Source organism: Stakelama saccharophila, from assembly GCF_032229225.1.
Classification (GTDB): Bacteria; Pseudomonadota; Alphaproteobacteria; order Sphingomonadales; family Sphingomonadaceae; genus Sphingomonas; species Sphingomonas saccharophila.
In genome coordinates this window covers 163,582-188,922 of the sequence record NZ_CP135076.1, presented here as the reverse complement: position 1 = coordinate 188,922, position 25,341 = coordinate 163,582, and the positions used below count along the sequence as shown (strand labels likewise).

22 protein-coding genes and 1 riboswitch are annotated in these 25,341 nt (G+C 66.1%); of the genes, 10 read left to right on the top strand and 12 right to left on the bottom strand.

Going from position 1 to position 25,341, the window contains the following annotated elements; all coding sequences use genetic code 11:
* Positions 1-3 precede the first annotated feature (3 nt).
* Entirely contained in the window at positions 4-1,590 is a 1,587-nt protein-coding gene (gene purH / locus RPR59_RS00885) for a bifunctional phosphoribosylaminoimidazolecarboxamide formyltransferase/IMP cyclohydrolase (RefSeq protein ID WP_313915704.1), read from the top strand.
* A gap of 104 nt (positions 1,591-1,694) precedes the next feature.
* On the opposite strand, the gene RPR59_RS00880 is transcribed toward purH, so the two are convergent.
* From RPR59_RS00880 to RPR59_RS00870, 3 genes are all read right to left on the bottom strand, one after another.
* The gene (locus tag RPR59_RS00880; RefSeq protein ID WP_313915703.1) at positions 1,695-3,200 is read right to left on the bottom strand and encodes a lipopolysaccharide biosynthesis protein; all 1,506 of its coding nucleotides are present in this window, start codon (positions 3,198-3,200) and stop codon (positions 1,695-1,697) included.
* Between the two features lie 218 nt (positions 3,201-3,418).
* A complete protein-coding gene (gene polA / locus RPR59_RS00875; RefSeq protein WP_313915701.1) occupies positions 3,419-6,193 on the bottom strand; it encodes a DNA polymerase I in 2,775 nt (924 codons plus the stop codon).
* 125 nt (positions 6,194-6,318) lie between these two features.
* Positions 6,319-7,428, bottom strand: a complete 1,110-nt coding sequence (locus RPR59_RS00870; protein WP_313915699.1) for a serine hydrolase — start codon at positions 7,426-7,428, stop codon at positions 6,319-6,321.
* A 115-nt stretch (positions 7,429-7,543) separates the two neighbouring features.
* Here RPR59_RS00870 and RPR59_RS00865 point away from each other — a divergent pair, with 115 nt between their 5' ends.
* Positions 7,544-8,794 carry a cation:proton antiporter gene (locus RPR59_RS00865; protein WP_313915696.1) on the top strand — a complete coding sequence of 417 codons (1,251 nt, stop codon included), beginning with the start codon at positions 7,544-7,546 and terminating at the stop codon, positions 8,792-8,794.
* A 741-nt stretch (positions 8,795-9,535) separates the two neighbouring features.
* Here RPR59_RS00865 and nadB read toward each other — a convergent pair.
* Positions 9,536-11,125 carry an L-aspartate oxidase gene (gene nadB / locus RPR59_RS00860; RefSeq protein WP_313915694.1) on the bottom strand — a complete coding sequence of 530 codons (1,590 nt, stop codon included), beginning with the start codon at positions 11,123-11,125 and terminating at the stop codon, positions 9,536-9,538.
* 84 nt (positions 11,126-11,209) lie between these two features.
* A complete protein-coding gene (locus RPR59_RS00855) occupies positions 11,210-12,127 on the bottom strand; it encodes an ABC transporter ATP-binding protein (protein WP_313915692.1) in 918 nt (305 codons plus the stop codon).
* A 104-nt stretch (positions 12,128-12,231) separates the two neighbouring features.
* Between RPR59_RS00855 and RPR59_RS00850 the strand changes: the two genes are divergently transcribed.
* Both RPR59_RS00850 and tldD read left to right on the top strand, forming a co-directional pair.
* A complete protein-coding gene (locus RPR59_RS00850) occupies positions 12,232-12,465 on the top strand; it encodes a zinc-finger domain-containing protein (RefSeq protein ID WP_313915690.1) in 234 nt (77 codons plus the stop codon).
* Between the two features lie 18 nt (positions 12,466-12,483).
* Positions 12,484-13,911 carry a metalloprotease TldD gene (tldD, locus tag RPR59_RS00845; RefSeq protein WP_313915688.1) on the top strand — a complete coding sequence of 476 codons (1,428 nt, stop codon included), beginning with the start codon at positions 12,484-12,486 and terminating at the stop codon, positions 13,909-13,911.
* Here tldD and RPR59_RS00840 read toward each other — a convergent pair whose 3' ends face one another.
* A complete protein-coding gene (locus RPR59_RS00840) occupies positions 13,912-14,208 on the bottom strand; it encodes a CcdB family protein (protein ID WP_313915686.1) in 297 nt (98 codons plus the stop codon).
* Complete coding sequence (locus RPR59_RS00835) at positions 14,208-14,453, bottom strand: type II toxin-antitoxin system CcdA family antitoxin (RefSeq protein ID WP_313915684.1); 246 nt, start codon at positions 14,451-14,453, stop codon at positions 14,208-14,210. Before RPR59_RS00835 ends, RPR59_RS00840 begins: the two co-directional genes overlap by 1 nt.
* A 111-nt stretch (positions 14,454-14,564) precedes the next feature.
* On the opposite strand from RPR59_RS00835, the gene RPR59_RS00830 reads away from it, so the two are divergent.
* The 3 genes from RPR59_RS00830 (at position 14,565) to RPR59_RS00820 (ending at position 16,642) form a co-directional block, all read left to right on the top strand.
* Positions 14,565-14,774, top strand: coding sequence for a putative signal transducing protein (locus tag RPR59_RS00830; RefSeq protein WP_313915682.1), 210 nt, complete (start codon positions 14,565-14,567; stop codon positions 14,772-14,774).
* A 171-nt stretch (positions 14,775-14,945) separates the two neighbouring features.
* Positions 14,946-15,284: a P-II family nitrogen regulator gene (locus tag RPR59_RS00825; RefSeq protein ID WP_313915679.1), complete on the top strand. Its 339-nt coding sequence runs from the start codon at positions 14,946-14,948 to the stop codon at positions 15,282-15,284.
* A gap of 14 nt (positions 15,285-15,298) precedes the next feature.
* Positions 15,299-16,642, top strand: a complete 1,344-nt coding sequence (locus RPR59_RS00820; RefSeq protein ID WP_313915677.1) for an ammonium transporter — start codon at positions 15,299-15,301, stop codon at positions 16,640-16,642.
* A 159-nt stretch (positions 16,643-16,801) separates the two neighbouring features.
* Here RPR59_RS00820 and RPR59_RS00815 read toward each other — a convergent pair whose 3' ends face one another.
* Genes RPR59_RS00815 through recQ form a run of 3 tightly spaced genes read right to left on the bottom strand, consistent with a single transcriptional unit; the run spans position 16,802 to position 19,398 of the window.
* Positions 16,802-17,209: a hypothetical protein gene (locus RPR59_RS00815; RefSeq protein ID WP_313915675.1), complete on the bottom strand. Its 408-nt coding sequence runs from the start codon at positions 17,207-17,209 to the stop codon at positions 16,802-16,804.
* On the bottom strand, positions 17,206-17,631 hold the full coding sequence (locus RPR59_RS00810) for a protein tyrosine phosphatase family protein (protein WP_313915673.1): 426 nt from the start codon (positions 17,629-17,631) through the stop codon (positions 17,206-17,208). The genes RPR59_RS00815 and RPR59_RS00810 overlap by 4 nt, the downstream gene beginning before the upstream one ends.
* The gene (gene recQ, locus RPR59_RS00805) at positions 17,632-19,398 is read right to left on the bottom strand and encodes a DNA helicase RecQ (RefSeq protein ID WP_313915670.1); all 1,767 of its coding nucleotides are present in this window, start codon (positions 19,396-19,398) and stop codon (positions 17,632-17,634) included.
* A 125-nt stretch (positions 19,399-19,523) separates the two neighbouring features.
* On the opposite strand from recQ, the gene RPR59_RS00800 reads away from it, so the two are divergent.
* The 3 genes from RPR59_RS00800 (at position 19,524) to RPR59_RS00790 (ending at position 21,415) form a co-directional block, all read left to right on the top strand.
* Entirely contained in the window at positions 19,524-19,958 is a 435-nt protein-coding gene (locus RPR59_RS00800; RefSeq protein WP_313915668.1) for a GFA family protein, read from the top strand.
* A gap of 3 nt (positions 19,959-19,961) precedes the next feature.
* The gene (gene ung / locus RPR59_RS00795; RefSeq protein WP_313915666.1) at positions 19,962-20,681 is read left to right on the top strand and encodes a uracil-DNA glycosylase; all 720 of its coding nucleotides are present in this window, start codon (positions 19,962-19,964) and stop codon (positions 20,679-20,681) included.
* A gap of 71 nt (positions 20,682-20,752) precedes the next feature.
* Positions 20,753-21,415, top strand: a complete 663-nt coding sequence (locus RPR59_RS00790) for a hypothetical protein (RefSeq protein ID WP_313915664.1) — start codon at positions 20,753-20,755, stop codon at positions 21,413-21,415.
* A gap of 414 nt (positions 21,416-21,829) precedes the next feature.
* Here the strand turns inward: RPR59_RS00790 and thiC are convergent, their stop codons facing one another.
* Both thiC and RPR59_RS00780 read right to left on the bottom strand, forming a co-directional pair.
* Positions 21,830-23,737, bottom strand: coding sequence for a phosphomethylpyrimidine synthase ThiC (gene thiC, locus RPR59_RS00785; protein ID WP_313915662.1), 1,908 nt, complete (start codon positions 23,735-23,737; stop codon positions 21,830-21,832).
* A gap of 43 nt (positions 23,738-23,780) precedes the next feature.
* Positions 23,781-23,893: riboswitch (TPP riboswitch) on the bottom strand.
* 65 nt (positions 23,894-23,958) lie between these two features.
* Positions 23,959-24,810 (bottom strand): MipA/OmpV family protein, encoded by an 852-nt coding sequence (locus RPR59_RS00780; protein WP_313915660.1) that lies wholly within the window; start codon positions 24,808-24,810, stop codon positions 23,959-23,961.
* Positions 24,811-25,341 lie beyond the last annotated feature (531 nt).

The following is a 25,341-nucleotide window of genomic DNA, read 5'->3' as shown; positions in this document are numbered from 1 at the left end:
GCCATGAGCACCGTCAAGATCCGCCGCGCCCTCCTTTCCGTTTCCGACAAGAGCGGGATCACCGAACTCGGGGCGGCGCTCGTGCGCCACGGCGTCGAGCTGGTCTCCACCGGCGGCACGGCGAAGGCGCTGCGCGATGCCGGGCTGGAGGTGCGCGACATTGCCGAACTCACCGGCTTTCCGGAGATGATGGACGGGCGCGTGAAGACGCTGCACCCGGTCGTCCATGGCGGCCTGCTCGCGGTGCGCGACAATGACGAGCACGTCGCCTCGATGAACGAGCATGGTATCGGCGCGATCGACCTTGTCGTGGTCAATCTATATCCCTTCGAACAGACCGTGGCGAAGGGCGCCGGGCGCGACGAGATCATCGAGAATATCGACATTGGCGGCCCGTCGATGGTGCGTTCGGCCGCGAAGAACCACGCCTCGGTCGCGATCGTCACGGATCCGGCCGATTACGACGCGCTCATCGCCGAGATGGACGCCGAGGGCAGCGGCACCACGCTCGACACGCGCAAGCGCTTTGCGGCAAAGGCCTATGCTGCGACCGCCGCATATGATTCCGCCATCGCGCAGTGGTTCGCCTTTGCCGATCAGGGCGAGCGCTTTCCTGCCACGCTGCCGCTCACCTTCACGCTGGGCGACGAGCTGCGCTATGGTGAAAATCCGCACCAGTCGGCGGCGCTCTATCTGCCCAAGGGACCGTCGGCGCGCGGCATCGCGCAAGGACAGCAGCTTCAGGGCAAGGCACTCAGCTACAACAATTACAATGACGCCGACGCCGCGCTCGAACTCGTCAGCGAGTTTCGCGACGGCCCGCCGACCGTCGTCATCGTCAAGCACGCCAATCCGTGCGGGGTCGCCACCGCCGACACGCTGATCGAGGCCTATCGCGCCGCGCTCGCCTGCGACAGCGTCTCGGCCTTCGGCGGGATCGTCGCGTGCAACCGCCCGCTCGACGGCCAAACCGCGAAGGCGATCACCAAGATCTTCACCGAAGTCGTCGCCGCGCCCGATGCCAGTGACGAAGCGCGCGAGGTCTTCGCGGGCAAGAAGAACCTGCGCCTGCTCATCACCGGCGAACTCGCCGACCCGCAGCGCCCCGGCCTCGCGTTGCGTTCGATCGCCGGCGGCATGCTCCTCCAGTCGCGCGACAATGCGTTGATCGAGGGCGAGCTGAAGGTTGTCACCAAACGCCAGCCCAGCCCTCAGGAACTCGCCGATTGCCGCTTCGCCTGGACGGTCGCCAAGCACGTCAGGTCGAACGCGATCGTCTATGCGAAGGGCGGCAGCACCGCGGGTATCGGCGCGGGCCAGATGAGCCGCGTCGAATCGGCCCGCATCGCCGCGTGGAAAGCAAAGGACGCCGCGGACAAAGCGGGCTGGGCCGAACCGCGCACGATCGGATCTGCGGTCGCTTCGGATGCCTTCTTTCCCTTCGCCGACGGCCTGATGACCGCGGTGGAGGCGGGTGCGACCGCCGTGATCCAGCCCGGCGGCTCGATCCGCGATGACGAGGTGATCGCCGCCGCCGATGAGGCCGGTCTCGCGATGGTCTTCACCGGCATGCGCCACTTCCGGCACTGAGGGCTGCAACAACACCGTTCGCCCCGAGCGTGCCGAAGGGCTGTCCTTGTAGCCTCCTGCAAGAGGAAGGGCGGTGCTTTGACAGGCTCGGCACCAGTGATTGATTACCGCGTCGCCGGCCCCGCGACCGGCACCTCCGTCTCCTCCGCCTTCGGCAATTTCGCGAACAGCTTGCGGTCCTCGGGGCCGAAGGCGAAGCGCCACAACACGTAGAGATAGCTCAGCAGGATCGCGGGCAAGCCGACGATCAGCTCGGCCCATTCGGGGCCGTGCGTCGCCGTGACGCCGACGATGATCGCGATTGCAGCGGCCGCGACCATCTGCCAGCGCCAGCCGGTCACCGGCTCGCCGATCATCCGCCGCAGCACCCACGCCTTGATCACGGACGTCAGCGTCACCGACACCATCAGCGCCACCGCCGGCCCCGCCGCCTGGAAATTGGTCGGCCAGCCGACACCCCGCATCGCGAACACCAGCACGAAGCTCAGCGCGGCCTGGAAACCGAGCATCAATATCGAAATCATCAGGTTGCGGTGCCGCGCCGTGTAGACGAGGGCCGATTCGCACACGGTGCCGGTCGAGGCGAGCACCTCCGCCCACAGCAGGAAACCCAGCGCGGCGGTGCCGGCGACGAATTGCGGGCCGACCACGCCCATCACCGCCTCGCCGGGGATCGACCCCATCAGCGCGATGCCCGCCTGCGCCGCCATGATCCAGAATCCGACCTGCCGCACTTGGTTGGCAATGGCCGAATAGTCCTTCTGCGCCAGGCTGGTGGTGATCACCGGCCCCATGATCGGCTCGAAGCTGGTCTTGAGCTTCTGCGGCAGCGAGGCGACCTGCTGCGCCATATAGTAGATGCCGACGATTCCGGGTGCGAACAGCAGGCCGAGGATGAACCGGTCGACGTTGCGCGTGCCCCATTCGATGGCATCGGCGCCGGCCAGCGGGATGTTCGCCCTCGCCAGCGCGAAGATCGGCGGGAGCCGCGGCGTCCAGCCACGCGGCAGGCCGTACGTGCGGATGAACGGGACCAGTGAGGCGACCATCGCCGCCAGCATCGAGAGCATGTAGGAGAACATCAGGCCGTCGCGGTGCGACACGAAGGCGAATGCCCAGGCGCCGATGCTGATCGTCCACGGTTCGACCACCGCGCGCGCGGTGACCGTCGCCTTCACATTGTGGCGATAGGCGAGCGCCGCCAAGCTGACGTCCGACCAGGCGGTCGCGACGATGATGCACGGCAGGAACCGGTCGAATCCCATCACCGGACTGTTGGGATACATCGCCTGCGGAAAGCCGATGAGCACCGCGCTCGCGACGATCGAGACGACGAAGGCGAGCGCCATCGCGTCCCACACGACATGAACGTGCGGCCGTTCGGTCGTCGACAGCGCCTGCGCCAGCCCCCGCTTCAGGCCCAGTGTCGCCAGCAGTGCGGCCAACTCGACCACGACCACCGCGAGCGCGAAGCGACCGACGAGATCGGGTCCGTAGACGCGCCCCGCGATGAACAGGAACGGCAACCGCGCCGCCAGGCGCAGGACGAAGCCGAAGACGTTCGTCCGCCCGCCCTTGGCGAGCGCGGCGATATCGTCTTTCCCGTCCACTACTGCTTGAGTGTCCGGACGCTGCGATTTCCCTCTTGTCGAAGGCCCGGCATCGTTTCCCGATAGCTCATCTCGCTCCCAAATCCTCTGTGGACCACGACTGTAGCCCGGATAACCGTTCGTCCTGAGCTTGTCGAAGGACCGCTCTTCCTCTTCCGTCCAAAAAAGACTGTGCTTCGACAGGCCCAGCACGAACGGGGTACATGTTGGCGATCAACTCAATGCGCCGCGCCCCAGCTCGGGCCGGTGCCGATCTCGACGCCCAGCGGCACGGTCAGCGTCACCGCCGGTTCGGCCGCAGTCGCCATCACGCGCTCGATCACCGATTTCGCTGCGGCGATGTCTGCGGCCGGCAGCTCGAACACCAGTTCGTCGTGCACCTGCATCAGCATGCGGACCCGCGGCAGCCCCGCATCGGCGAGCGCCGGTCCCATCCGGGCCATCGCGCGCTTGATGATGTCGGCGCTTGTCCCCTGGATCGGCGCGTTGATCGCGGCGCGTTCGCTGCCGGCGCGTTCATTGGGGTTTTTCGATTTCAGTCGCGGGAAATGCGTCTTGCGGCCGAACAGCGTCTCGGTGAAGCCGCGTTCCCTGGCCGTCGCCAGCGTCTCGACGATATAGCGGTTGATGCCGGGGAAGCGCTCGAAATAGCGGTCGATCATCGCCTGCGCCTCGTCGTTCGACACGTCGAGCCGCCCGGCCAGCCCCCAGCGCGAAATGCCGTACAGGATGGCGAAGTTGATCGTCTTCGCCCGCGCCCGCGTGTCGCGATTGAGTTCGCCGAACAATTCGGTCGCGGTCATGTTGTGGATGTCGTCGCCGCGTGCGAACGCGTCGCGTAAGCCGGGCACATCGGCGATATGCGCCGCCAGCCGCAACTCGATCTGGCTGTAGTCGGCGGCGAGGATGACATTGCCCGGCTCGGCGACGAAGGCGTCGCGGATCTGCCGCCCGACCTCGGTGCGGATGGGGATGTTCTGCAGATTGGGGTCGGTCGAGGACAGCCGGCCGGTCTGCGCGCCGGTCAGCGAATAGCTCGTATGGACGCGCCCCGTCGCCGGATTGATCTGCGCCTGCAGCGCGTCGGTATAGGTCGATTTCAGCTTCGAAAGCTGACGCCAGTCGAGCACCTTCTGCGCGATCGCATGGCCTTCGCGCGCGAGCCGCTCCATTTCGTTGACATCGGTCGAATAGACGCCGGACTTGCCCTTGCGGCCGCCCTTCAGGCCCATCTGCTCGAACAGCACGTCGCCAAGCTGCTTGGGGCTGCCGATGGTGAATTCGGTGCCGGCGATACCGTGTATTTCGCGCTCGAGTTCGACCATCTTCCCGGCGAACTCGCCCGAAAGCTGCTTGAGGCGGTCGGCATCGACCTTGACGCCCGCCATCTCCATGTCGGCGACAACCCGGACCAGCGGCCGATCGACCATTTCATAGACGCGCGTGGCGCTTTCATAGGCCAGACGCGACTTGAACCGCCGCCACAGCCGCAGCGTCACATCGGCATCCTCGGCGGCGTAGCGCGTGGCCGCCGCCAGATCGACCTCGTGGAAACCGAGCTGCTTCTTGCCGGTGCCGACCACGTCCTTGTACGCGATGCAGCTATGCGACAGGTGCGTGGCGGCGAGTTCGTCCATGCCGTGACCGTGGCTTCCGGCATCGAGGTCGAAGCTCATCACGATCGTGTCGTCGTAAGGCGCAAGCGTGATGCCGCCCAGGTTCGGACAGCAGCGCTCCAGCACGATCAGGTCATATTTCAGATTGTGCCCGATCTTGAGCACCGACGCGTCCTCGAGCAGCGGTTTCAGCTTGGTGAGCGCCACCTCGCGGTCGATCTGCTTGGGTTTTTCGGCGAACATGTCGCTGCCGCCGTGCCCAAGCGGGACATAGCATGCCTTGTTGGGCGCAAGGGCCAGCGAAATACCGACCAGCTCGGCCTGTGTCGCGTCAAGCCCGGTCGTTTCGGTGTCGATCGCGACATGCCCCTGCGCCGTTGCTTCCGCGATCCAGCGGTCGAGTGCCGCTTCGCCGGTCACCGTCTCATATGCCTCATGGTCGCAAGGCGGGTCTTCCTCCTGCGTCGCTGGCGCCTCGCTCGTTTCGGCGGGTGCATCGGACACGGCCGACAGCTTGGCGACCAGCGAGCGGAAGCCGTGATGTTCGAGGAACGCGCGCAGCGGCGGCTCGGGAATTCCCTGCAGCGCCAGGCCGTCGAGCGGTTCGGGCAGCGGCACGTCGCAGGCGAGCGTGACGAGCTTGCGCGAAAGCCGTGCCATGTCCGCCTGCTCGATCAGGTTTTCGCGCATCTTCGACTTCTTCATGGCCGGAGCGGCGGCGAGCACGGCTTCGATATCGCCATATTCGTTGATCAGTTCGGCGGCGCGCTTCGGCCCGATGCCAGTGACGCCCGGCACGTTATCGACGCTGTCGCCCATCAGCGCGAGCACCTCGCCCAGCTTGTCGGGCGCGACGCCGAACTTCTCCTGGACGTGGTCCGCGCCGAGCTTGCGGTTGTTCATCGTGTCGTAGAGTTCGAGCCCCGGCTCGATCAACTGCATCAGGTCCTTGTCGGACGAGACGATGGTCACTTCCCACCCTTGCGCCAGCGCCGCCTTGGCATAGCTTGCGATCAGGTCGTCGGCCTCCCAGCCCTCCTCCTCGATACAGGGCAGCGAAAAGGCGCGCGTGGCATCGCGGATCATCGGGAATTGCGGGACCAGATCCTCCGGCGGCGGCGGGCGGTGCGCCTTGTACTGGTCGTACATCTCGTTGCGGAAGGTGCGGCTAGACTTGTCGAGGATCACCGCCATGTGCGTCGGGCCGCCGTCCTCCTTGGCGCCCTCGTGCAGCTCCTTGGCGAGCTTCCACAGCATCGTCGTATAGCCATAGACCGCACCCACCGGCTCGCCATGGACATTGGTGAGCGGCGGCAGCCGGTGATAGGCGCGGAAGATATAGCCCGAGCCGTCGACCAGATAGAGATGGTTGGACATGTCCGCCCGCTTAGCAGCGCCGCTCGCCTCACGCGAGATGCGAGTTGGCAACAGGCAGGCCGAACGAGGATAGTCGTCCGAAGACCCAGCCGCCGGCCGATGCGCAGCGGCGGTCGATCGCGCGATCAGCCGTCGTGATTGGCGACGATGCTCTTCACGACGGCATGCATCAGTTCCCAACGCTGCGGAATGGTGCGCGAGGTGTCGCCGATCATTACCGCGACCGAATAGCTCTTGCCGTCGGGGGCGGTGAGGATACCGACATCGTTATAGCCGGCGGTGCGACCGCCGAAGTCCTGACCGGTGCCGGTCTTGTGACCGAACAGCCAGCCACCGGGCACCGCGCCGCGCAGGCGGTTCGGCCCGGTATGCGACTCCTGCATGGTGGTGATCAGCCAGCTCGTCGATCCGGCGGACAGCAATTCACCCTTTTTGAGCCGCGCCAGCGCATCCGCCACCGCCTTTGGCGCCGCGCCGTCCGGCGGGTCCGCGATATAGCTGTTGAACGCATCGCGGCGGACGTCGGTCGGCAGCGCCGCGCGCGCTTCATAGAAATTGCGGCCCAGCGAATATTTCTGGTGCCAGGTCAGACCGGCCGTCCTGGACTGCAACAGGCGTTCGCCCGGACCGAACCGGATCTCGCCCAGATGGCGCTTGGCGATGAAGGCGCGAACCGCCTCGGGCCCGCCGGCACGCCAGAGCAGCCGGTCGTTGGCGGTGTTGTCGCTGGTCGTCAACGCACGGTGCAGCAGCTTGCCGATGGTGGTGCTGTAGTGGCCGTCCTTCAGCAACCCGGCGACCGGCTGGTGGAACAGGGTCAGGTCCCGTTTCGTGATGGTGATGGGCTCGTCGAAACGCAGCTTGCCCTGGTCGCGCAGGTCGAGGATGGTCATCGCCACCCACATCTTGCTGACGCTCTGCTGCGGCATGTGGCGATCGCCATTGGCGGAGACCTGCCAGCCGTCGTCGATGCTTTCCACCGCAATTCCCGCGATTCCGTCGAAATTGCGGGCCAGGGAATGGACCGTGGCGACCAGCGCGGCCGGGGCGGGCTTCGGCTTGGGAGCGGGCGGCGGCACCGGCACGGCGACGGTGGATGCCTGCGGCGGCGGCGCGCTGGCGGTTCGCACCCCCTGCGGCACGACATGCACGCCGCAACCCACCAGGATCGCCGGCGCGAGCGCCATCAGCGCGACGGCCCTGGCCCTGGTCTTGATGGTGTGAAAAACAATCACGGTATATTGTCGCCCCTTGCCCGGGTACAGCATGCAGTTTCAGCAGGAACCCGCGCAACGAAAATCTGGTATCGGTGCGACGAGTCCGCGTCATGCTGCGACGAACGGCGGAACGATGAACGACAGCGCGTTGGAAAACCTGGATTTCACATCGCTGGGGGCGATCCTGTTCGTCGCCTCGCTGGTCGCGATCATGATGCACCGGGTGAAGCTTCCCTACAGCGTCGGCCTGACCGTGGCCGGGATCGGCCTTGCGCTGCTGCCGGTGCAGGTGCCGATGGCGCTGACGCCGGATCTGATCTTCTTCGTGCTTCTGCCGCCGCTGGTGTTCGAAGCCGCGATCCAGATCCCCTGGCGGCCGTTCCGGCGGGAACTGCCGCTGCTGCTGGCGCTCGTATTGCCGGGGGTCACCCTGGCCGCGGCGGTGGTCGCCGGGGGGATGCACTGGCTGGTCGGGTGGAGCTGGCTGGGTGCGGCCTTTTTCGGCGTCCTGATCGCGGCGACCGATCCGGTCGCGGTGATCGCGACGTTCAAGACCATGCGCGTCGAACGCCGGCTGCACCTGCTGGTGGAATCCGAAAGCCTGCTGAACGACGGCGTCGCGGCGGTGGGTTTCGCTATCCTCGTTTCCATCGCGGCGGGCGGAAGCGCCGCGCCGGCGGAGATCGGGATCGAGCTTGTGCGCAATATCGCGGGTGCCATCGCCGCCGGCGCGGCGACCGCGCTGCCGCTGATCCTGATCGCCGGGCGGACGCGTGATCGCCTGGTGGAAATCACGCTGACCATGCTGATCGCCTACGGTTCCTTCCTTCTGGCCGAGCATTTCCATTGCTCCGGCGTGCTGGCGACGCTGACGGCGGGGCTGATCGTGGGCAATTACGGCTTTCTCGGCTCGATTTCCGAAGACGGCCGGCAGGGCGTGCGAAACCATTGGGAATTCGTCGCCTTCCTGATCAACTCCGTCATCTTCATCCTGATCGGCGGGCGCGAGACGCAGATGCCGATCCTCGCGGTGATCGAAGCGGCCGGCACCGCCACGCTTCTGTCGCTCGCGGGGCGTGCGGTGGCGGTCTATCCGGTGATGATGGCGTTTGCGAAAACGCGCCTCAGGGTGCCGTGGAAATACAAGCACGTGCTGTTCTGGGGCGGCCTGCGCGGTGCGCTTGCCCTCGCGCTCGCCCTGGCGCTGCCGGCCAGCGTGCCGGAACGCGGCACGATCATCACCGTGGCCTTCGCCGTGGTCGCCTTCTCCATCTTCGTCCAGGGGCTGAGCATTCCCTGGGTCATCGAGAAGCTCGGCCTGATCACCACCTCCGGCGAGGCCGACCTAGGGTCCGCACGGATCGCGGAGACCGACCGGGGATAGGTCGGGGGGGTAAATTCAGGCTGGAATGATCGTCCGCTTTCGAAAAGCGCATGCGGCATGCTGAACGGCTGAAATTGGGTGGTTTGCTGCCCCATCCATTTCCCCTCCCTTTCGAAGGAAGGGAGGAGATGCGGCGGGCAAGCTGGTGCCCGAGTGGGCGGATTCGCTGCCTTCCTGAAAGCCGCGGGAATCCGCCAAAGGTCGCACAGAGTCGCACCTCAGCGCGGGCGCATGCGCGCGGGTGCGCGCGCGGGAGAGTATAACCGATATCAAAGAGCCGTGGCGGTGGTGGCACAAACCGGTGGGTGTAGGAAAATGGTTTCTGCGTGGTGTGGTGCGGCGAGAGACATGGGTTCCTGCCTTCGCAGGAACGACGGAGTTTGGTGAGGAGCCGCCATCCATTTCCCCTTCCTTTCGAGGGAGGGGATCAAGGGGTGGGTTCAGCGAAGGCGAGGCTCGATGCCTCGGCTTTGCTTTGACGCTGATGACGGGGGCTCGCTTCGCTCGCACCCGCCCCCGGCCCCTCCCTGAAAGGGAGGGGAGGAGGGCCGCCATTGGGGCGTGCCCCGACAGATTGCATCTGGTTGGAAATTACAGAGAGCTGTCATCGGGACCGCGACCGAATTCGTCCTTGCGGCTTCGGATATTGTCACCGCGACGACATGGGTGCGCAGGAAGCCTGACTCGACCCGAGCGCGCCGAGCACGGCGCAGATACCTCTCCGACAGGCAGTTACGCGCCTCAAGGCACCAGAATGGTGTCGACCGCCTCCGGCAGCGTGTCGGGGTAATCGAGCGTATAGTGCAGGCCGCGGCTTTCCTTGCGGTGGAGGGCGGATCGGACCACCAGATCGGCCGCCTGCAGCAGGTTGCGAAGCTCGATCAGGTCGGGGGTGACGCGGAAATGGCCGTAATAGTCCTCGATCTCGTCGCTCAGCAGCTTGATGCGGTGCGCCGCGCGCTCCAGCCGCTTGGTGGTGCGGACGATCCCGACATAATTCCACATGAAGCGCCGGATCTCGGTCCAGTTCTGCTTGATGACGACTTCCTCGTCCGAATCGGTCACGCGGCTTTCGTCCCACGGCCGGATGGCGGGCGGCGGGGGGAGGTCGTTCCAGCAGCGGTCGATATGCTTCGCCGCCGCCTCGCCGAACACGAAACATTCCAGCAGCGAATTCGACGCCAGCCGGTTGGCGCCGTGCAGTCCCGACTGCGTCACCTCGCCCGCGGCATAGAGGCCCGGCAGGTCGGTGCGGCCGTCGCGGTCCACCACCACGCCGCCACAGGTGTAATGCTGTGCAGGGACGACCGGAATCGGCTCGCTGGTCATGTCGATGCCCAGCATTTCGAGCTTGGCACGGATCGTCGGGAAATGCGCCGTCACGAAGTCCGCGCCCATGTGACTGATGTCGAGATGGACGTGATCGAGGCCGAGCCGCTTGATTTCATGGTCGATCGCGCGCGCCACGATGTCGCGCGGGGCGAGTTCGGCGCGCTCGTCGAAATCGGGCATGAAGCGGTGCCCGGTTTCGGGAATCAGCAATCGCCCGCCTTCGCCGCGTACCGCCTCGGTGATCAGGAAATTCTTGACCTCGAGATTGTAAAGGCAGGTCGGGTGGAACTGCATGAACTCCATGTTCGACACGCGCGCGCCCGCGCGCCACGCCATCGCGATCCCGTCGCCCGTGGCGCCTTTCGGCGCGGTCGAGAAACGATAGGTGCGGCCCGCACCGCCGGTTGCCAGCACCGTTGCCCGCGCGGTGAACAGCTCCACCCGGCCGGTGGCGCGGTTGGCGGCATAGACGCCCCAGACATTGCCCGCGCCGGAATAGCGCTCCTCGTGTCGCGAGGTCGCGAGGTCGATCGCCACCATGTCGGACACCAGCCGGATATTGGGATGCGCGGTCGCGGCGTTGAGCAGCGCCTCCTGCACAGCCCATCCGGTCGCGTCGTTGACATGGACGATCCGGCGGTGGCTGTGTCCGCCCTCCCGCGTCAGATGGAGGATGTCGCCGTCCATGTTGAACGGAACGCCCAGTTCGATCAGCCGCTCGATCGCCGCCGGTGCGCCCTCCACCACCGTCTCCACGACCGCCCGGTTGTTGAGGCCGGCGCCGGCGATCATCGTATCCTCGATATGGCTGTCGAACGTGTCGCCCGGTTCCAGCACCGCGGCGATGCCGCCCTGCGCCCAGGCGGTCGACCCCTCGTTCAACCTGCCCTTGGCGAGAACCGTCACCCGAAACCGGTCGGCCAGGTTCAGTGCCGCCGTCAGCCCCGCGGCGCCGGAGCCGATGACGAGGACGTCGCAAGCATGTTCGGTGGTGGCCAATCGCGTCTCCTCAGGCGGCGCTCAGTAACGGCCCCGGGATGCCAGCATATGCGCGCGTGGCGGAAGGCGCAGGCGCGGTCCGGATCACGCTGCGCGCGTCAGGTTCAGGAACACGTCCTCCAGATCGGGCTCGCGCGTGGACACGTCGACGATGCCGTATCCGTCGCGCTGGATCGCGGAGAGCACTTCGCCGGCATTCACGTCCTTCTTGTTATAGGTCACGGCGAGCACCCGATCGTCCCTGCGCTCGATTTGCTGGAAACAGCTATTTTCGGGCAGCGCCGCCACATCGCGGTCGACTGTCACCTCGACCAGCTTTTCCTGTGCCATGTTGACGAGGTCGCGGGTCCGCTCGTTGGCGATGATGCGGCCATGATGAATGATGGCGATGCGGTCGCACAGCTCCTCGGCCTCTTCGAGATAGTGCGTGGTCAACACTACCGTCACGCCGCGCGCATGGAGCCTGCGGACATATTGCCACAATTGCTGACGCAGCTCGATATCGACGCCCGCCGTCGGTTCGTCGAGCACCAGCACCGGCGGCGAATGCACCATCGCCTTTGCCACCATCAGCCGGCGCTTCATGCCGCCCGACAGCGTGCGCGAATAGGCCCGGGCCTTGTCCTCCAGGTGCATGGCGCGCAACAGGTCCATCGACTGCCGCCGGCCCTTGGGCACGCCGAACAGTCCGGCCTGGATCTCCAGCGTCTCGAAGGGCGTGAAGAAGGGATCGAAGGTGATCTCCTGATTGACGATTCCGATCGACACCTTGGCATTGCGGGGATGCCGGTCGATGTCGAAGCCCCAGATGCTGGCACGGCCCCCGGTCTTGTTCACCAGCCCGGCCAGGATGTTGATCAGCGTCGACTTGCCCGCGCCGTTGGGCCCCAGCAGGCCGAAGATCTGCCCCCTGGGCACCGTCAGGTCGACATTGTCGAGCGCCTGCTTGCCGCCCTCATAGGTCTTCGACAGACCCTCGATCTCGATCGCCGCATCGGTCATGCGCTACGAATTAGGCGGTTCGTGCGCACACGCAACATCTTTCCACATGGAAGGCCGTTCAAGACAATTGCAGCCTGCGATCGACCTTGCTAACGGCATGCTCCATGATTCCGCCGCCCGAAACGCTCAAGGTCACCACGCGCCGCGTCGCCTGCGACGGCGCCACCGATATTCCGGGCGGCGCCGCGCTCGGCCATCCGCGGGTCTGGCTGGAGATTTCCGATCTGGGCTATGTCGATTGCGGCTATTGCGACCGCCGTTTCATCCTGGCGGGCGGCCCTGCCGACGGCATGGACCAGGCCGAGCTGCGCGACCATGGGGATGGTGCCGGGCGCTGAGCCTCCTATATCGGCGGAATGACCCTATCTGCCGATCCCCGTTCTTTCCTGTATCGCGACGCGCTCGATCCCGCGACGGCGCAAAGGCTTACCGCCGGTCTGCTCGACAAGGCCGATGACGGTGAACTCTACCTGCAATATCGCAAGTCGGAAGCGTTCGGCTTCGATGACGGCCGGCTGAAGACCGCGTCGTTCAACACCGATTCGGGGTTCGGCCTGCGTGCCGTTTCGGGCGAGGCCACGGCCTTCGCCCATGCCAGCGAGATCAGCGCCGACGCGATCCGCCGCGCGGGCGAGACGATGGCGCTGATCGATCCCGGCGCAGGCGCGAAGGCGACACCGCCGCGTCACAACAATCGGCACCTTTATACCGATGCCGATCCCCTCGACCTCGTGCCGTTCGCCGACAAGGTGAACCTGTGCCAGACGATCGACGCCGCGGCGCGCGCCCGCGACCCGCGCGTCGCCCAGGTGTCGGTGGGGCTGCTGGGGAGCTGGCAGGTGGTGGAGATCGTGCGGCCCGACGGCTTCATCGCCACCGACATCCGCCCGCTCACGCGGCTCAATGTCAACATCACGGTGGAGGCCAATGGCCGGCGCGAAAGCGGCAATTTCGGCCTGGGCGGGCGCGCCGTGTACGAAAATCTGCTGAAGCCGGAGACGTGGAACCGCGCGATCGACGAAGCGCTGGCACAGGCGCTCACCAATCTCGAATCGGTCGACGCGCCGTCGGGCGTCATGCCGGTGCTGCTCGGACCGGGCTGGCCCGGCGTCCTGCTGCACGAGGCGGTGGGGCACGGGCTCGAGGGCGATTTCAACCGCAAGGGCACCAGCGCCTTTTCCGGTCGCATCGGCGAACGCGTCGCCGCGCCCGGCGTGACCGTGGTCGATGACGGTTCGCTGGCCGATCGACGCGGTTCGCTGTCGATCGACGACGAGGGAACGCCCACCCAGGAAAACGTGCTGATCGAGGACGGTATCCTGAAAGGCTATATCCAGGACCGGCTCAACGCCCGGTTGATGGGTGTGGAGCCGACCGGCAACGGCCGCCGGCAGGGATATGAATATGCGCCGATGCCGCGCATGACCAACACCTTCATGAAGGCCGGCATGGACGATCCCGCCGAGCTGATGAGCCGCGTGAAGAAGGGCATATACGCCAAGGCCTTCGGCGGCGGGCAGGTGGATATCGTGTCGGGCAAATTCGTCTTTTCCTGCACCGAGGCGTACAGGATCGAAAACGGCAAGCTGGGCGCCCCGATCAAGGGCGCGACGCTGATCGGCGACGGACCCACCGCGCTGACCAAGGTGCTGGGCATCGGCAACGACTTCGCGCTGGACGAAGGCATCGGCATGTGCGGCAAGGGCGGGCAGAGCGTGCCGGCCGGCGTGGGACAGCCGACGCTGCTGGTCGACGGGCTGACGGTAGGCGGAACCGCGGCGTGATCAAAAGCCGGAAATGAGCATGTCGAGCGCGGCTGTCACGCGCAAATAATCGTTTCCGAGCGAGCCGATGGTCGCGTCGATCTGTTCGCAGCGGACGGCGGATGCGAACTGCGTAACCATCACCCACTCGGCGTCGCCCACCGTGAAGATGGGGTTCAGCCGTTCGCGGCGCGGCGGAGCATCCGGCATTTTGCGAAGCGGCACCACGAAACGCGTGGCAATGTCTCGAAGCAGATCGCTCTGACAGTCGATCGCGAGTTCGCCGCCGGCGAGCCGGACTATATCGAACTGCGCCATCAGAACAGCCGGTAACGTTCCAATGGAAGACCGTTCTTCTCTATCCAGGCATTATGCGCCTCGGCCCATTCGCGATTGTCCTCGCGCCATTTTCGCTCGCGCTCCTTCTTGCTGGCATCGCGCAGCGCCGCTTCGCACACCTGGCTCAGGTTCAACCCGGCCTCGCGCGCGGCTTGTACCACGCCGGTATCAAGCGAAAGATTCACCGCTTTGCGCTTGCCGGAAAAGTGGGTGTCAGGTCCCATGCGCATAAGCTATGCGCATACCGGGTGCGCGTCAACGGAGACACCGATGGATCAGGTTGGTAATCCTATCGCAAAACGGCACGGCGTCGCGGCCGAGCGGGTGCTCGCCTGATGGCGCTGGTCGAACTCGGCCGCTTCAACCGCTTCGAGGCGCATATCGTCCAGGGCCGGCTGGAGTCGGAGGGTATCCCGGCCTTCTCCTTCGATGCCGAAGCCAGCATCGCCGATGGCAGCGCGTTCCTGATCCCGGTGCGGGTAATGGTGGACGAGCGCGATCTCGAGCTTGCTCGAAAGATGCTGGATAATCTGCCTGAAATTTAGGCAATCCGTCGCAACTGCATAAAATTAGGCGCCCGGGCGGCATTCCGCTTCACGAAGATGCGCGAATTCGCGCCTGTCGGCACTCTGGCACGTTCCTTGCGACGATGCTCCTTGCGGATGTCTTGGCGGGAAAAGATGTCCTGGCGGGAAAACCGGAAGGAAGGGGGCGACATGAAATTGGTCATCGCCATCATCAAGCCGTTCAAGCTCGATGACGTGCGCGAGGCGCTGACGGAGGTCGGCGTTGCGGGCATGACGGTCAGCGAGGTGAAGGGCTTTGGTCGGCAAAAGGGGCAGACCGAAATCTATCGCGGAGCGGAATACAGCACCAACATGGTGCCGAAGATCAAGATCGAGGTGGTCTGCGCGGCCGACCTCGCCGGCCGCGTCGTCGAAGCGGTCCAGAGCGCGGCGAACACCGGCGCTATCGGCGACGGCAAGATTTTCGTCCTCGACGTCGGCCAGGCCGTGCGCATCCGCACCGGCGAAACCGACGACAACGCGCTGTGAGGGAAGGGGGTATCATGAGAATTCCGATGAAGCTCGCCGGCGGCGCCGGCCTCGCCATCTTCGCGGCACTTCCCGCCTGGGCACAGGATGCGGCGCTTCAGGCGCCCGCGGCTGCTGCCGGTCCGACCGTCGACAAGGGCGACACCGCATGGATGATGGTCGCGACCATCCTCGTGCTGGCGATGATCCTGCCCGGTCTCGCGTTGTTCTATGGCGGCCTTGCACGGGCCAAGAACATGCTGTCCGTCATGACGCAGGTCGGCGCGGTCGCCGCCTTCGCCATGCTGATCTGGGTGATGTGGGGCTATACCATGGCCTTCGGCGACGGCGGCAATGGCTTCGTCGCCGGCTTCGGCAAGCTGTTCCTGGCCGGCGTCACGTCCGAAAGCACCGCCGCGACCTTCACCGAAGGCGTGGCGATTCCCGAATATGTCTTCGTCTGCTTTCAGATGACCTTTGCCGCGATCACCGTTGCGCTGGTGCTCGGCTCGGTGGTCGAGCGGATGAAATTCTCGGCGGTCATGGTGTTCGCGCTGATCTGGCTGACCATCGTCTATTTTCCGATCGCGCATATGGTGTGGGCGGGAAACGGCGTGTTCTTCGAAATGGGCGCGCTCGATTTCGCGGGCGGCACGGTGGTGCATATCAATGCCGGCGTGTCCGCACTGGTGGCGGCCCTCATCCTCGGCAAGCGCATCGGCTATCCGACCGAGCGCATGGCACCGCACTCGCTCACCATGACGGGGATCGGCACCGGGCTGCTGTGGGTCGGCTGGTTCGGGTTCAACGCAGGTTCCGCGCTGGAGGCCAACGGCTCGGCCGCGCTCGCGATGATCAACACCTTCGTCGCCACCGCATCCGCCGGCCTGTTCTGGATGCTGGCCGAGCGCTTGTCGGGCCACAAGGGATCGGCGCTGGGTTTCTGCTCGGGCATCATTGCCGGCCTGGTCGCGGTCACGCCCGCGGCCGGCAATTCGGGTCCGTTCGGCGCGATCGTGCTCGGCGCGGTGGCCAGCATCATCTGCTACCTGGCAGTGTCTGTCGTAAAGCCGAAGCTCGGCTATGACGACGCGCTCGATGCGTTCGGCATTCACGGTATCGGCGGCATGATCGGGGCGATCGGCACCGGCATCGTCTATGCGCCGGTATTCGGCGGGCCGGGCGGCGCCGATTTCTCCATCGGATCGCAGCTCGGCATCCAGATCGCCGCTGTCGCTGCCACGATCGTCTGGGCTGCGATCGGCACCGCCATCGCCATCTTCATCGCCAAGGCGCTCACCGGTCTGAGGGTCAGCGAGCAGGTCGAACGCGAAGGCCTCGACCTCGGCGAACATGGCGAGCGCGCCTATAATTACTGACGATTTCGGGGGCGGGCGCTTTCGCCTCCGATCACGAGTTCCTCCTGCGGACCACTGGGCCGGCGCGAAAGTGCCGGCCCATTTTTTAATTCCGTCATTCCGGCGAAAGGCAGAATTCAAAACCCGCTCGGGGCTCCCCGGATCAGGTCCGGGATGCCGTCAGGAAGATTCGGCATCGGATGCCGTTCCTAACATCCGTGTAAGTTCGCGCGCCCTGGGTTCGGATTCAAGATGAATGACATAGGGGCCGAACATCCGGTCGTCGCAGGCGATCGAAACGCGGGTCAGTTCGTATGTCACGTCCGGCGCCGGTCCCAGCAGCCGGGCAACGAAATGTGCACCGTGCCGACGGATATAGGCCCAGCCATCCGGTCCGCCGACCAACGCCGCCTCGCCGGTGTCGCAAACCACCGCCTGCTCGACCGTGAACTCCGGCAGCAACTCGCCTGCGAGCCGCCGTGCCTCCGCCTCGTTGTCGATCGCCGCATGGCCGAGTTTCAGCAGCCGGGCGAATCCGGCGAGCAGCCCGATCGCGACGACCGAGCCGACGATGACGAACCAGCTCACCGCGCTCCGGCCAGCGCGTCGAGCATCGGGCGGATGGCGGTGAGGTCGTATCCCGCGGCTCTCGCTTTGGCGACGATCGTGTCCGGATCGCCGCCCGCCTTCGCCTCGGCAAGCGCCCACAGGTTGGTCGACCGCGTGCCCGATCGGCAATAGGCGAACACCGGTCCCTTTGCTCCATCGAGCGCGGCGCGCATCGCGTTTACCTGCGCATGGCTGAACCCGGCGCTCGTCACCGGGATTTCGGCATAATCGAGCCCCAGCGTTTCGGCGGCGGTTCGGATCGCGTCGCCTTCCGGCTGGTCGGTTTCCTCGCCGTCGGGGCGGTTGTTGATGATGGTCGTAAAGCCCGCGCGCGCGATCTCGGTCACGTCGGCAGGGCCGATCTGCGGGGACACCGATAGGGAATCGTCGATTCTGCGCACCTAGGCCGCCTCTCGAATGATGTTGAGAAATGCCTGACCATAGGCTTCCAGTTTCTTCGCGCCAACGCCTGAAATCTCGCCCATCGCCGACAGCGTGCCGGGGCGGCTGAGCGCCATGTCGCGCAGCACCGAATCGTGGAAGATGACATAAGGCGGCAGCCCGGTTTCCTGCGCGATTTCGCGCCGCAGGTCGCGCAGCGCCTCGAACAGCGGATTGCCGACCGGATTGGGCGAGCTATTGGCCCCGCCGCGCCGCCGCCGTTCGCGCCTGGGCGGCAGAACGAGCTCGACCGTCGCCTCGCCCTTCAGGATCGGCCGCGCAGCCGGTCCGAATTCCAGTCCGCCATGCGGGTTGGTACGCAGCGCATCGCGCAGCAGCAGCGCGCGGCTGACCGGCTTGATCAGCGCCGCCTCATCCTCCTCGACAATGCCCCATACCGACAGTTTCTCGTGCCCGTTCATCAGGCTGCGCTCGGACGATTTGCCCAGCAGCACGCTCTCGACATAGCCGACGCCGAACATCTGCCCGGTGCGGAATACGGCGGATAGGAATTTCTGCGCCGTCACACTCGCATCGACCGCCTTGGGCGGGTGCAAGCAATTGTCGCAATTGCCGCAACTCTCGGGCGGGTCCTCGCCGAAATGGCGCAGCAGGATCGCGCGCCGGCACCCGGCGGTCTCGACCAGTGCGCCGAGTGCGGTCAGCCGCGCCCGCTCCCCCGCCTGCCGCGCCGGTTCGACCTCGCCGATCCGCTGGCGCGCGCGGGCGAAATCGTCGGCGCCCCAGAACAGGTGCGCCACCGCCGGATCGCCGTCGCGCCCCGCGCGGCCGGTTTCCTGGTAATAGGCTTCGATCGACTTGGGCGTGCCGGCATGCGCGACGAAGCGCACATCGGGCTTGTCGATTCCCATGCCGAACGCGACGGTGGCGCAGATCACCATGTCCTCGGATGCAACGAAATCGGCCTGGTTGCGCGCGCGCACCGCCGGGTCGAGCCCGGCATGATAAGCGCGTGTCGGCCGGCCGGTGCGGGCGAGCGCCTCCGCCAGCTTTTCGGTCTGCGCGCGAGTCTGCGCATAGACGATGCCCGGCCCGGGATTTTCCGCGATGATGTCGGAAAGCTGCTTCGTCGTATTGCTTCGCGGGGAAATCGCATAGCGGATATTGGGCCGGTCGAACCCCGCGACGATCAGCCCGTCGCGCGGGATGCCGAGCTGATCGAGAATGTCGGCGCGCGTATGCGCATCCGCCGTCGCCGTCAGCGCCAGTCGGGGGACGTCGGGAAACGCGTCGAGCAGGGGGCGGAGCAGGCGGTAATCGGGCCTGAAGTCATGGCCCCATTCGGAAACGCAATGGGCCTCGTCGATCGCGAACAGCGCGAGCTTCGCCTGTCCCAGCAGGTCACGGAAATGGCCCGACGACGCGCGTTCGGGCGCGACATAGAGCAGGTCCAGCTCGCCCGCCCGGAACCGCGCCACCGTCTCGGCGCGGTTGTCGTCGACGCTCGTCAGCGTGGCCGCGCGGATGCCGACGGCTTCCGCCGCGCGCAACTGGTCGTGCATCAGCGCGATCAGCGGCGACACGACCACGCAGGTGCCCGCCATCGCCACCGCCGGCAACTGGTAGCATAGCGACTTGCCCGCGCCCGTCGGCATCACCGCCAGCGTCCGCTCACCCGCCAGCACGCGCTCCACCACCGAGTGCTGGACGCCGCGAAAACCGGAAAAGCCGAAGGTGGTGCGCAGGATGTCGGTGGGATCGGTCACGCCGTGCTTATCGCCATGCGGCGAAGGCGGGGCAAGGGCGCCGCGTTGATTCTCCGGCGTCTCTGTCGCACCATGGCTCCTTGTGGCATGACGCGGGGCCACAGGAACGGGCGAGGAGTTGAGAAATGACCGACACGAACATTTCCGGCGATCTTGAGGGCCGGTGCCTGTGCGGCGCGGTGACGATTTCGGCGCGGCTGCCCGGACCGGAACTCGACGCGTGCCATTGCGACATGTGCCGGCGCTGGGGCGGCATCGCCTTTCTTTCGACGCGCAGTGTGACGGATCCCGTCTTCACCGGCGCCGAGCATATCAAGCGCTTCGTATCGTCCGACTGGGCCGAGCGGGGATTCTGTCGCGAATGCGGCACCCATCTCTTCTATTTCCACCGGCCGCGGGGAACCTATTCCTTTCCGGTCGGACTGTTCGATGTGCCGCAGGCGATCATGGCGGAGGAAATCTTCATCGACGAAAAGCCGGATTACTACGCCTTCGCCGCCGATACCGAAAAGCTGACCGGGGCCGAGGTGCGGGCGAAGTTCACGGACGATCACGGCTAAGGCATGTCGACAGGCGAAGCGGCGGGCGGTGGCGTGAAGCTGCACGAAAGCTGGCGCAAGCCGCTGGCGGACGAGTTCGCGCAACCGTACATGGCCGCGCTCAGGCAGTTCCTGCTCGCCGAACGCGCCGCCGGCAAGCGGATCTTTCCGGCGGGCAGCGAGTGGTTCCGCGCACTCGACCTGACGCCGCCGGAGGATATCCGCGTCGTCATCCTCGGCCAGGATCCCTATCACGGACCGGGCCAGGCGCATGGCCTGTGCTTTTCCGTCCGCCCCGGCGTCCGCCCGCCGCCCAGCCTCGTCAACATCTACAAGGAGATGCAGGACGATCTCGGCATCGCGCCGGCGCGGCACGGCTTTCTGGAGCATTGGGCCGGGCAGGGCGTGCTGCTGCTCAATTCCGTCCTTACCGTCGAGATGGCGCGCGCCGCCTCGCACCGGCAGCGCGGCTGGGAAACCTTCACCGACGCGGTGGTGCGCCTGGTCGCGGCGAAGGAGGAACCCACCGTCTTCCTCCTCTGGGGCGCGTATGCGCAGAAGAAGGCGGCGTTCATCCGGTCGGTTGAGCGCGGCGGACGCCATCTGGTGCTGAAGGCGGCGCACCCCTCGCCACTGTCGGCGCATAACGGCTTTTTCGGCTGCCGCCATTTTTCGAAGGCCAACGCGTTCCTGGAAGCGCAGGGACGCGGCCCGGTCGACTGGGCGCTACCGCCGGTGCGGTGAAGCCGCCCGCGGCAGCAACCATGGCCGGATGCGGGCGTTGCCCTGTTCGGCCGCCAGAGGGAGAACAAACCATGCGCCTCTTTCCGATCGCCCTGATCCTCACGCTCGCCGCCTGTTCGTCCGAACCGGCGCAGCAGAACCGGACGCAGCCCGCCGGCGAACCGGTGGAAAATGCCGCGACACCGGCGGCGACGCCCGTCGAGGCGAACCGGGCGGCGGCGCAACCGGCCGGCGAGGCGGACGTGCCGGATGCACGTGCCCTTACCGCGAACGGGTGGGGGCCGCTGAAGATCGGCATGACCAAGGCGGAGGTGACCAAGGCGCTGGGCGGCGATGCCGATCCGGGAGCGGCGAACGGGCCGGACCCCGAAACCTGTGAGCAGTACCGGCCGGAACGCGCGCCCGACGGGATGATGGTGATGCTGGAGGCGGGGCGGCTGACGCGGATCACGCTCGATTCGGATTCGGACATCGAAACGGCGCGCGGCATCGGCGTGGGCGACACCGCCGCAGCGGTGCGGGCGGCTTACGGCACCGCGCTGACGGCATCGCCGCACAAATATGTCGAACAGCCGGGCGAATATCTCACGCTGTGGATCAACGGCGCCGGCGACGGTGCCTATGTCGAAAGCCCCTATGCCCGCGGCATCCGCTTCGAGATCGGCAAGGACGGCAAGGTTCAATCCATCCATGCCGGCGGGCCGAGCATCCAATATGTCGAGGGCTGCGCCTGAGCGGAGCCGGGGCGGGAAGAAGTCGGATTCCCGCCCGGCGCGCTCATGGCAGCTCCGGGCTATTGTCCCGTCCTTCGACAGGCGTCAGTATTCGGGTCGGGGAATCGGCGTTGGAGCGGATCGTCACCGCACAAACCTGGCACCGTCGGTTGCAAGTCCTGAAACCATGAACGAATCCGGCTCTGGGTGACAATGTCAGCCATCATCCTGCCCCCTCAAAGTCCGGTAAGCAGGCTGCAACAACCAAAAATGCTTTGCAAGCAAGCGGTTTGAGGTGAGCTTGGAACGAGCCTTCGTCCCCACACCCTATTATTGGGGCTCGGCTGACTCACAGCGGCAAAATTTGACGAATTACCCCCCCCCGGCCGAAGGGACAGCGCGTCCCCGGCCGGCGGCGAGTATGTGGCATCGTACCTATTCCTCGGCTGGGATGTAGAGGTCGCCGCCCTGGCGGTATTTCTCGGCCATCTGTTCCATGCCGGCTTCGGCGTCTTCGGGAGCGCCCCCTCCACCAGCCTGCGGCTGGTCCCCCTCCCCGAGCGCAGCTCGGGGAGGATTGGCTGCCAGGAAGCTGTCGGTGTTCTGCTTGGCGGCGAAGTCTCGCACCTCCTGGCTGATCTTCATCGAGCAGAATTTTGGGCCGCACATCGAGCAGAAATGCGCCGTTTTCGCGCCCTCCGCCGGGAGGGTCTGGTCGTGATACTGCTCGGCCGTGTCGGGATCTAGGCTCAGGTTGAACTGGTCGCGCCAGCGGAATTCGAAGCGGGCGCGGCTCAGCGCGTCGTCGCGCAGCCTGGCCGCCGGGTGGCCCTTGGCGAGGTCGGCGGCATGGGCGGCGAGCTTGTAGGTGACGACGCCCGTCTTCACGTCGTCGCGGTCGGGCAGGCCGAGATGCTCCTTGGGCGTGACGTAGCAGAGCATCGCCGTGCCGTACCAGCCGATCTGCGCCGCGCCGATGGCGCTGGTGATGTGGTCGTAGCCCGGCGCGATATCGGTGGTCAGCGGGCCGAGGGTGTAGAAGGGCGCTTCGCCGCACGCTGCGAGCTGCTTTTCCATATTCTCCTTGATCTTGTGCATCGGCACATGGCCGGGGCCTTCGATCATCACCTGAACGTCATGCGCCCATGCCTTGTGGGTCAGTTCGCCCAGCGTGTAGAGTTCGGCGAACTGCGCCTCGTCGTTCGCGTCGGCGATCGAGCCGGGGCGCAGGCCGTCGCCGAGGCTGAAGGCGATGTCGTACGCCTTCATGATCTCGCAAATGTCCTCGAACCGTTCGTAGAGGAAGCTCTCCTTGTGGTGGGCGAGGCACCATTTGGCCATGATCGAGCCGCCGCGGCTGACGATGCCGGTGACGCGCTTGGCGGCCATCGGGACATAGGGCAGGCGGACGCCGGCATGGATGGTGAAATAGTCGACGCCCTGTTCGGCCTGCTCGATGAGGGTATCGCGGAAGATTTCCCAGCTCAGGTCCTCGGCCACGCCGCCGACCTTTTCCAGCGCCTGATAGATCGGGACGGTGCCGATGGGGACGGGGGAATTGCGCAGGATCCATTCGCGCGTGTCGTGAATGTTGCGGCCGGTCGACAGGTCCATGACGGTGTCGGCGCCCCAGCGGATCGACCAGACCATCTTGTCGACCTCCGCCGCGACATCGGAGGCGACGGCGGAATTGCCGATATTGGCGTTGATCTTGACCAGGAAGTTGCGGCCGATCGCCATCGGTTCGGATTCGGGGTGGTTGATGTTGTTGGGGATGATCGCGCGGCCCCGCGCCACCTCGTCGCGGACGAATTCGGGGGTGACGTGATCGGGGATCGCCGCGCCGAAGCTCTCGCCATCGCGCATGGCGGCTTCGTGGGCCGCCAGCCGTCCGAGATTTTCGCGGATGGCGACATATTCCATTTCGGGTGTGACGATGCCGCGCCGGGCATAGTGCATCTGGCTGACATTGGCGCCCGATCTGGCGCGCAAGGGGCGCTTCACGACGTTCGGGAATTGCGGCACGCCGCCGGAACGATCGGGGCCGGTGAGGCCGTTGTCCTCGGGCTTGATGGCCCGCGCGTCATAGCTTTCGACGTCGCCGCGCCCCTCGATCCATGCGCGGCGGAGCTGCGGCAGGCCGGCGGAAATATCGATGCGCGCCCTGGGATCGGTATAGGGGCCGGAGGTATCGTAGACGCGCAGCGGCGGCTCGCCGCAGCCGGGCTCGAGGTCGATCTCGCGCATCGCCACGCGGTGCTCGCCGATGTGGATCTTGCGGCTGCCGCGGATCGGGCCGGTGGTGACGTTCATGCGTTCGATGGGGGAATCGATGTCGGCCATGGGTCGCTCCAGATGCTGTGTCGGAGCGAGGCGACGGATTTCCGGATGAAAGCCGCTCCCTCCCTCCGCCGGTCTCAACCGGATCAGGTTCTGCGGGTCGCGGGCCGGATATGCTCGCCTCTCAACCGCATCCGTGCGGTCCCCCGGGGATATCGGGCATCAGTCTAACGACTATCGCGGCGATGCGAAAGGGGCGGCGCGCGGCCGCCCCGCATCGCGCGTCAGAAGGTGTAGCTGAGCCCGACCGCGGCGAGCCACTGGTCCGCGCTGCCGGCGTCGGCGACAATGGGGCTGTCGGCATAATCGCCGAGGATGCGGGTATAGGCGACGCCCGCGCCCAGACCGAGCCCGTGGAGCAGATCGCCCGACAGGCTCTGGATGCCGAAGAGGCCGGCGGTGACGCTCTTGAAGCCGCTGCCGGCCACCGCATAGGGGCTGAGGCCGCTGGCCGCGCTGCCGGCCGGCGTCACGTCGTAATAGGTGCGGCCATAGCCCTTGCCGACATAATCCGCCGACAGGTTGAGCGACACATAGGTCTGACGCGACAGCGGCGTCGAATACGCGACCTGCGGCGAGACGACATAGCTGTCATGCGCGCCGGCGACGTCGGCGGTGACGGCTATGCGCGCGCTCAGCCTGTCATAATCGCTGGTGAGGACGCCCTGCCGCGAAATGCCGACGAAGCCGCCCACTTCCACCGCGGTGTCGAGCTTGCCCAGCGCCGCGACCTGGGGGTCGTCGACCTTGCCGGTGCGGTTCAGGTTCACGCCGGCGATTGGTCCCGCCTCGAAATGCGTGCCGGGGCCCGGTGCGTCGGGTATCAGGTCGACATAGAGATCGGTGCCGCGCGTCCAGAATTCGATGCCCGACACCTGGCCGATCACGACGCCGAGCGGTGCGATCTGGCTGTCGTCCGATCCTTCGTAATCCGGCAGGCTCGCCACGCCCGCGCCGATGGTGACGCGGTCGCCACGGAGGTCGGGCGCCTCGGTGCTGCTCTGGGCTGCCGCCGGCAGCGCCGCGACGATGGAAAGCGACAGGGTCGCAAGAGCGATCGGGTTGCGCAAGTACAAGTAGATGTCCCCCAACTGGTTGGTTCAAGGGCGGTGAACGCGCCGCGCGGTACAAATGTTGCACGCGCCCGTTCAGGGGGCGGCACCCCGCAGAGGCGAATTGCCGCACTCGGGAAAATCGCGCCGCTGGCCGCTCTTGCGCAGGTGGGGCTGGTCTCTGGTGCTTCGGGCGGTGTGGGTGCGGCGAGAGACATGGGTTCCTGCCTTCGCAGGAACGACGGGTTGGGGGCGTTCTATTTCCCCTCCCTTTCGAGGGAGGGGATCAAGGGGTGGGTTCAGCGAAGCCGGGGCTCGATGCCTCGGCTTTGCTTTGGCTGGCGTTGAAGCTCGCTTCGCTCGCACCCACCCCCGGCCCCTCCCTTGAAAGGGAGGGGAGGAGGGGCGGTGCCGGAGGGGGTGGATTTGCTGCTTTCGCGAACGCTGTGGAAATTTGCCAAAGGTCGCACAGAGTCGCACCTCAACGCGGGCGTGCGCGCGGGTGCGCGCGCGGGAGAGTATAACCGATATCAAAGAGCCGTGCCGGTGGTGGCA

Coding starts and splice junctions, on each gene's coding strand:
- purH (WP_313915704.1), top strand. CDS start 4: ATGAGCACCGTCAAGATCCGCCGCGCCCTCCTTTCCGTTTCCGACAAG.
- polA (WP_313915701.1), bottom strand. CDS start 6,193: ATGTCCAACCATCTCTATCTGGTCGACGGCTCGGGCTATATCTTCCGC.
- RPR59_RS00865 (WP_313915696.1), top strand. CDS start 7,544: ATGAACGACAGCGCGTTGGAAAACCTGGATTTCACATCGCTGGGGGCG.
- RPR59_RS00855 (WP_313915692.1), bottom strand. CDS start 12,127: ATGACCGATGCGGCGATCGAGATCGAGGGTCTGTCGAAGACCTATGAG.
- RPR59_RS00850 (WP_313915690.1), top strand. CDS start 12,232: ATGATTCCGCCGCCCGAAACGCTCAAGGTCACCACGCGCCGCGTCGCC.
- tldD (WP_313915688.1), top strand. CDS start 12,484: ATGACCCTATCTGCCGATCCCCGTTCTTTCCTGTATCGCGACGCGCTC.
- RPR59_RS00840 (WP_313915686.1), bottom strand. CDS start 14,208: ATGGCGCAGTTCGATATAGTCCGGCTCGCCGGCGGCGAACTCGCGATC.
- RPR59_RS00835 (WP_313915684.1), bottom strand. CDS start 14,453: ATGGGACCTGACACCCACTTTTCCGGCAAGCGCAAAGCGGTGAATCTT.
- RPR59_RS00830 (WP_313915682.1), top strand. CDS start 14,565: ATGGCGCTGGTCGAACTCGGCCGCTTCAACCGCTTCGAGGCGCATATC.
- RPR59_RS00825 (WP_313915679.1), top strand. CDS start 14,946: ATGAAATTGGTCATCGCCATCATCAAGCCGTTCAAGCTCGATGACGTG.
- RPR59_RS00820 (WP_313915677.1), top strand. CDS start 15,299: ATGAGAATTCCGATGAAGCTCGCCGGCGGCGCCGGCCTCGCCATCTTC.
- RPR59_RS00800 (WP_313915668.1), top strand. CDS start 19,524: ATGACCGACACGAACATTTCCGGCGATCTTGAGGGCCGGTGCCTGTGC.
- ung (WP_313915666.1), top strand. CDS start 19,962: ATGTCGACAGGCGAAGCGGCGGGCGGTGGCGTGAAGCTGCACGAAAGC.
- RPR59_RS00790 (WP_313915664.1), top strand. CDS start 20,753: ATGCGCCTCTTTCCGATCGCCCTGATCCTCACGCTCGCCGCCTGTTCG.
- thiC (WP_313915662.1), bottom strand. CDS start 23,737: ATGGCCGACATCGATTCCCCCATCGAACGCATGAACGTCACCACCGGC.